At 68.1% G+C, this 1,304-nt stretch carries 1 protein-coding gene; it reads right to left on the bottom strand.

All coding sequences use genetic code 11. From position 1 onward, the window contains the following. A partial coding sequence (locus ABEA33_RS27290) for an IS110 family RNA-guided transposase (protein ID WP_345530359.1) occupies positions 1-1,030 on the bottom strand: 1,030 nt, incomplete at its 3' end. Positions 1,031-1,304 lie beyond the last annotated feature (274 nt).

Raw genomic sequence — 1,304 nt, 5'->3', positions numbered from 1 at the left:
TCTCGCGGGCGATGTAGCGTTTGAGGCAGCGTCGGATGCGGGCTTTGCTGAGTGATTCGGCGGTGCGGCGTGCGACGTAGTCGCGGGTGGTGGGGTCGTGCTGCATGCGGGTCTTGGCGATGGAGTGCAGGGCGCGGTTGAGTTGACGGTCGCCGGAGCGGTTGAGGCGGTGTTCGTGTCGTCGGCCGGAGGAGACCTCGAGGGGGCATACGCCGCCGAGTTTGGCGAAGCCTGCTTCGTTGCGGACGCGGCCGGGGTGGGACCAGGCGGTGAGCACGATCGCGGCGTTGACAGGACCGACGCCGAGTAGGTCGAGCAGGGTCGGGGCGGCGTCTTTCACGACTGTCAGTAGGGTGCGTTCGTTGGTGTTGGCTTCCTCGTCGAGGGCCAGGATCCTGGTAGCGAGGCGGATGGCCTCGGCGCGGGCGGTGGTCAGGGCGAGGGTGTCGTTCTTGCGGGTCCGCCATGTTGCGATGGTGCGGATGGTGGGCCGGCTTACCTTGCGGCGGGCGTCGATGCCGAGGTCGTGGACGCGTAGGAGTGCGTTGAGGGCGTTGATCGCGCGGGTCCGCTCGGTGGTCATCGAGTTCCTGGCGGTCAGCAGGACCTGCAGGGTCGCCGAGGTTTGGCCGGCTCTGGCGTCAGGGAGCTGGTCGAGGTCCTTGTGGAGGCTGCCGCGGGCGGCCACGACCGCGTCGATCTGGTCGTTCTTCGCGCTGCCGTGCTCGCGTTTCGGTGCGGGGGCGTCGATGACCCGGTAGCCGGCTTGTGCCAGCAGCATGGCGAGCTGGGTGCCGTAGCTGCGGGTGCCTTCCATGCTGATCAGGACCTGGTCCAGGTCTCCGCCGGTGGCCTCACCTGTGCGCCGCGCGATCCAGTCCGCTGCGCGGAGCAGGCCCTTGGCGTGGGTGGGGAACTCGGCGTCATCGAGGACGCGGCCGGTGCGGGTCTCGATGATCGCGTAGTGGTGGGTCGCGGCGTGGGTGTCGACGCCCACGACATAGGTGTAGGCGTCTGCGACGATGGTCATAGCGACGTGGTCCTTCTGCTAGGGGATGTGCGTCGTACCGGTTGAATCGGCCGGAGCGTCCCGGGGAGAAGTCACTACGTGGCACCACTGTGAGGGGTCACCGTCCCTGCGTGAACAGGGGCGGGACAGGCTTCTGATCAGGCCAACGTGGTGGGCCGGGCGCCCGGCCGGTTCACCACCGTGCTCGGACAAGTCTCGGGAAGGACACCAACCCTCTGACGAGGGTCAGGTCGAGCCTCGAAGGGGTCACGACCACGGAGGAGAACCAGCCGGT

The sequence above is a fragment of the Nocardioides endophyticus genome, from assembly GCF_039543845.1.
In the GTDB taxonomy this organism is placed as follows: Bacteria; Actinomycetota; Actinomycetes; order Propionibacteriales; family Nocardioidaceae; genus Nocardioides; species Nocardioides endophyticus.
The sequence above is the reverse complement of the archived record's forward strand: the minus strand, read 5'-3'. Positions and strand labels throughout refer to the sequence as shown.